Source organism: Microbacterium sp. C448, from assembly GCF_000582705.2.
GTDB classification, from domain to species: Bacteria; Actinomycetota; Actinomycetes; order Actinomycetales; family Microbacteriaceae; genus Microbacterium; species Microbacterium lacus_A.
Genome location: NZ_HG779672.1, coordinates 99407 through 104475 on the forward strand (window position 1 = coordinate 99407; position 5069 = coordinate 104475).

The 5069-nt window shown below is 70.0% G+C and carries 5 protein-coding genes and 2 pseudogenes; 4 read left to right on the plus strand and 3 right to left on the minus strand.

Annotated elements, in window-relative coordinates; genetic code table 11:
* Positions 1-107: 107 nt before the first annotated feature.
* Both MIC448_RS08260 and MIC448_RS08265 read right to left on the minus strand, forming a co-directional pair.
* Positions 108-407, minus strand: coding sequence for a YtxH domain-containing protein (locus MIC448_RS08260; RefSeq protein WP_036298124.1), 300 nt, complete (start codon positions 405-407; stop codon positions 108-110).
* A 16-nt stretch (positions 408-423) separates the two neighbouring features.
* Positions 424-1830 carry an HtaA domain-containing protein gene (locus MIC448_RS08265; protein ID WP_051513408.1) on the minus strand — a complete coding sequence of 469 codons (1407 nt, stop codon included), beginning with the start codon at positions 1828-1830 and terminating at the stop codon, positions 424-426.
* Positions 1831-1832: 2 nt separating this feature from the next.
* Between MIC448_RS08265 and MIC448_RS08270 the strand changes: the two are divergent.
* The 3 genes and pseudogenes from MIC448_RS08270 to MIC448_RS08280 all read left to right on the plus strand — a co-directional run.
* Positions 1833-2201 (plus strand): annotated as a pseudogene (locus tag MIC448_RS08270) (ABC transporter substrate-binding protein); the annotation flags it as partial.
* Positions 2202-2302: 101 nt separating this feature from the next.
* Positions 2303-3316, plus strand: a complete 1014-nt coding sequence (locus MIC448_RS08275; protein WP_051513420.1) for an iron ABC transporter permease — start codon at positions 2303-2305, stop codon at positions 3314-3316.
* The gene (locus MIC448_RS08280; RefSeq protein ID WP_232711522.1) at positions 3313-4104 is read left to right on the plus strand and encodes a heme ABC transporter ATP-binding protein; all 792 of its coding nucleotides are present in this window, start codon (positions 3313-3315) and stop codon (positions 4102-4104) included. Before MIC448_RS08275 ends, MIC448_RS08280 begins: the two co-directional genes overlap by 4 nt.
* A gap of 13 nt (positions 4105-4117) precedes the next feature.
* Here MIC448_RS08280 and MIC448_RS08285 read toward each other — a convergent pair whose 3' ends face one another.
* Positions 4118-4474, minus strand: a complete 357-nt coding sequence (locus MIC448_RS08285; protein WP_036298126.1) for a sterol carrier family protein — start codon at positions 4472-4474, stop codon at positions 4118-4120.
* Positions 4475-4631: 157 nt separating this feature from the next.
* Here MIC448_RS08285 and MIC448_RS08290 point away from each other — a divergent pair.
* A pseudogene (locus tag MIC448_RS08290) lies at positions 4632-5069 on the plus strand (phosphoribosylamine--glycine ligase); the annotation flags it as partial.

Sequence of the window (5069 nt, forward strand, 5' to 3'; positions counted from 1 at the left end):
TGAATCCCGAAAAGCACCCGAATCACGCCGGAATCACGACGAAAAGATGAGAGTTCTCCCATCCGGAAACCAGAGGTCGAACCGACGCAGAGTGCCGCGTCGAGATGTCAGTCGACGATGGTCTCGTGGTCGAAGCTGACCGTGCGCGCCCGGCGGCGCGAGGCGCGATCGAAGAGCAACGCGGCGACGCCCCCGATGACCAGACCGACGGCGACGCCGATCAAGGCGAGGAATCCGAAGACCTGCGTGGCCGAGTACGTGACCTCGGTCAAGGGGCTCGTCGCTTCTCCGCCGTTCACGAAGGTGAGGATGAGGGCAACGAAGACCCCGAGTAGCGCGCCCACCGTCAGGAAGACGCCGTACTTGGGCGCCCGGCGCACGCGCCCCTCGACGATTTCGTTGCTCACCCCTCCATTGTCGCACCTACACAGACGGTCCGGCCTGGTCGGGGGCGAGCGCATCGGCTGAGGCTGCGTCCACCGCACGACGCCGACGAATGACGAGGGCGACGATCAAAGCCAACCCCACTCCCCCCGCGATCCAGGGCCAGACGGGGAGCGGATCCGTGGACGCTGAGGCATCCGTCTCGGGAGCGGCGAGCGGCTCGTCCTCATCGATCGGTGCGGCAGCGGCCGCCACACCGCAGTCTTCCGCCAGGGGGATCTCGAGGGCCAACGGGTCGAGTTGCTCCCCCTCGGGATAGCTGCCGAACGCCGTCGCGCCGGCGGCGGTCAGCGTCACGGGCACCCGGTCGAGCACGATCGAGTCGGTGCCCACGGCATCCGTCGGCACCGCATTTTCAGGCAGGGCGAACTCGGCGAAACGCACGTCGGTCATCGCGATCGGTTCGCCCGACTGGGTCGTACCCGTGATGTCGAAGACGACGTAGCCGACGTCGCCCGCGAATTCGATCCGCGCGGCGGTGAGCGACGTGTCGAGCGCCCCGTCGTGGCCCGTGAAGCGGATCGTGCCCCCGAAGTCGACGACACCCGTGACGCCGGATTCGGTGTCGAGTGATCCCGAACCACCCGTCCAGACGAAGTCGGGGTACTCGTAGGCGACGCCGTCGAGCTCCCACCCGCCCGCCGCGACGCCCTCGATGTAGGTGCGGAACGACTCCTTGAAGCCCCATCGCATGGAGGCATTCTCGACCACGCACGCGCCGAGGGCTTCGGCCCGCGCCAGTGTGAACGAGACACCGCGCGAGACCGAGCCCTGGAAGGTCAGGGTGTGCTCGCCGTCAGCAAGGGTCGCGGGAAGGGAACCCGTCCAGGTCGCGACACCGGATGCATCCGCCACAAGGTCCGTCGCCAACACGGTCGGTGTCGAATAGACCACAACGGCGATGCCGGTCTCGCCCGGGGTGAACCCGTCGGCCTGGATGGTGGCGGATGCGCCGGACGAGAGAGCCGCGAGGGTGTCGGCGTCGAGCACGATACCGGTGGTCGCCGGAGGCGTCGCCGGGATGGTGCGTGCGACCGACGCGTTCGCGGCACTCGCCGTGGCGACCGTGCCCGTCGAACCCGACGGCGCCGCGGCCTCCACGCCGATCGTGAACGTGACCGGGTCGAGGCTGGTGTATTCGCCCCGGAAGAGAGCGCTCCCCGCCGACGTCAGCGAGACAGCCGCGTTCGTGAACGTCACTGCCGAGCCCGAGACGCTGCGGGCCGCGGTGCCGACCGCGACATTGCCGAGGTGCAGACGGGTGCCGCCGCTCGAGACCCACAGCTGTGCCGAAGCGGGCGACGCGAACCGGAACTCGGGGTTCGCGAGCGAGACATCGAGGAGGCCGCCGTGGCCCGAGAAACGCACAGCACCCGTGTAGGACACGCTTCGGCCGCGACTCGGGGGCCGATTCGCTGATCGAGGCGGTCGGCGGCGTCGACGTTGCCTCCGAGATCGGCTGGGAGGGCATGAAGCCCATGACGGCCGAGGCACTGGTCGCCGCACAGCCCGACGTGCTCGTGATGATGACGGACGGACTCGCCTCGGTCGACGGTATCGACGGCCTCCTCGAGCGCATCCCGGCACTCGCGCAGACCCCCGCAGGCCAGCACCGCCGTGTCGTGGACATGGCCGACACTGAAATCCTCAGCTTCGGCCCACGCAGCGCCCAGATCATCCGCGCCCTCGCTCGCGCCCTCTACGCGCCCGCAGACTCGCCCGCGTCCGCAGACTCGACCCCGAGCTCCACGCCGTGAAGAACGGGGCCGCGAGCGTGGAATCTTCGAACGCGGAGTCTTCGAGCGCGGAGGTGGTGTTCCCAACGCCCGCGCGCAACCGCCGCCCGCGGTTCGTGATCATGACGCTCTGCCTCGCCGTCGCACTGATCGTGACCGTCGTCTTCTCGCTGGGTGCCGGTCAGTACGCCATCTCGCCCACCGAGGTGATCGGAATCCTGCTCCGCGCGGTCGGGATCGACAACGCGTGGGCGCCGGATGCTCCGACCGCAACCGGGGTGCTGCTCGAGATCCGACTTCCCCGCATCGTCATGGGCCTGCTCGTCGGCGCCGCGCTCGCGGTCTCGGGAGTCCTCATGCAGGCCATCTTCGGCAATCCGCTGGCCGACGCGGCGGTCGTCGGGGTTTCGTCGGGGGCAGCCCTCGGTGCCGCCGCGAGCCTGACGTTCGGACTCACCATGTTCGGGCTGTGGACGACCCCCGCATGGGCGTTCGGGGGCGGGTTGGTCGCGGTGTTCTCGGTCTACCTGATCAGCCGTTCGGGCGGCCGCACCGAAGTGGTCACGCTGCTGCTGACGGGTATCGCCATCAACGCGATCGCCGGCGCGGGGCTGGCATTCCTGACGTTCATCGGCACGACCTCCACCCGCGAGCAGATCGTCTTCTGGCAGCTGGGGAGCCTGAACGGGGCGCTCTGGCAGAACATCGCGCTCATCGTTCCCCTGATCGCGGTCGGCATCACCGTCGGCGCGCTCGTCGCCCGGCGCCTCGACCTCTTCGCCCTCGGCGAGCGCACCGCCCGCCACCTGGGCGTGCACGTCGAGCTGCTGCGCATCGGGGTCATCATCACCGTTGCCCTGCTGGTCTGCGCCGCCGTCGCCTTCGCGGGGATCATCGGCTTCGTCGGCCTGGTCATTCCGCACCTCATGCGCATGGCGATCGGCCCGGCCCATCTGCCCCTCGTGATCACGAGTGCGCTCGGCGGCGCGCTCCTCCTCGCCCTCGCCGACCTCGTCGCGCGCACCGCGGTGCCCCTCGCAGACCTGCCGATCGGCATGATCACCTCACTCGTCGGGGGACCGTTCTTCCTGTGGTTGCTGGTGCGGACGCGCAAGCGGGCCGGGGGATGGGGATGACGGGCACCACGGACGCTCCGCGGATCGAGGCATCCGCGGTTCGCGTGATGCCGGATGCCTCGCAGCGTCCCATCCTCGACGACGCGACGATCGAGGTCCGGGCGGGCGAGGTCCATGCCCTGGTCGGGCCGAACGGTGCGGGCAAGTCGACATTGTTCGGGGTCCTTGCCGGCGATGTGGCGCCCGCCGCAGGCACCGTTCGTCTCGACGGAGTGGAGCTACGGGGCCACCGACCGCGTGAGCTCGCTCGCCTTCGCGCCGTCCTGTTGCAACAGAACGCCGTGAGTTTTCCGTTCTCGGTCACCGAGGTCGTGCGGATGGGTCGGGCGCCCTGGGCCCGGACGCCCCAGGAAGAGGACGACGACGCCCGCGTGGCGGAGGCCATGCGCGCGACCGAAATCACAGACCTCGCCGGCCGCACCGTCACCTCCCTCTCGGGTGGCGAACGGGCACGCGTCGCGCTGGCGCGCGTACTCGCGCAGGGAACGGGCATCCTGCTGCTCGACGAGCCGACCGCGGCGCTCGACCTGAAACACCAGGAAGACGTGCTGCGGGTCGTGCGCGACCGGGCTCGCGAGGGGGACGCGGTCGCGATCGTGCTGCACGACCTGAACGCCGCGCTCGCGCTTGCCGACCGTGTGACGCTCCTCGACGGCGGGCGCGTGGTCGCCACGGGCGCGGCGGCCGAGGTTCTCACGGCGGACCGGATCGCCACGGTCTATCGACAGTCGGTGGATGTGTTCCCGCATCCGATCACCGGGGTACCGCTGGTCGTTCCGCGTCGCTGAGGGCCCGCGAAGATCAGGGGTTGAGGGGCAGCAGGTTCGCGAGGTCCGCTCGGCTGCCGGACGCGTGGACCCGGCCGGAGGCCACCGCGTCGGGCCACGTCTCGGCTCCGGTCGCGAGGGCGATCCAGGTCGTGGCATCCGTCTCCACCACATTCGGGGGCGTACCCCGCGTGTGCCGCGGACCCTGCACGACCTGCACCGCACCGAACGGCGGGATGCGCACCTCCACCGTGTTGCCCGGCGCCTTCTCGGTCAGCAACTGCAACAGGTAGCGGACAGCGGTGGCGAGATCGGGGCGGGCGGGGTTTTCGGCGTCACGCACGGCGGCGAGCGCGGCTCGGCCGACCTCCGTGGTGATGGCGCGCGGCATGTCTCCACCGTAACCGGTTCAGAATTCAGTCTCTCGGATACGCCGGCCCGAGCCGGCCCCCGAAAACACGGGCCTTCGCACCGGTTCCCCTCACGGCGAGACTGAATACCGAACACGCCCACCTGTCGTCGAGGACGGGGCTGGATAGGCTGGTGAGGTGCGTATCCTCGTCCTCGGTTCCGGTGCCCGCGAGCACGCCATCATCCTGTCGCTGCAGTCCGAGGGGGCGGGGCATGAGATCTTCGCAGCTCCCGGCAACGCCGGCATCGCCCGCGACGCCACGATCGTCGCCCTCGATTCCGTGGATCCCGGCGCCGTCACCGACTTCGCCAACGACGAGGCCATCGACCTGGTCGTGATCGGCCCCGAGGCTCCCCTCGTCGCGGGCGTCGCCGACGCGCTGCGCGAGCGTGGTATCCCCGTTTTCGGCCCAGGCAAGGCTGCGGCGCAGCTCGAGGGCTCGAAGGCCTTCGCCAAGCGCGTCATGGAGGCCGCGGGTGTTCCCACCGGTCGAGCCCTGCACGCGCGGACGCCGGACGAGGTGGGTCACGCCCTCGACACCTTCGGCGCACCGTATGTCGTGAAGGCCGACGGC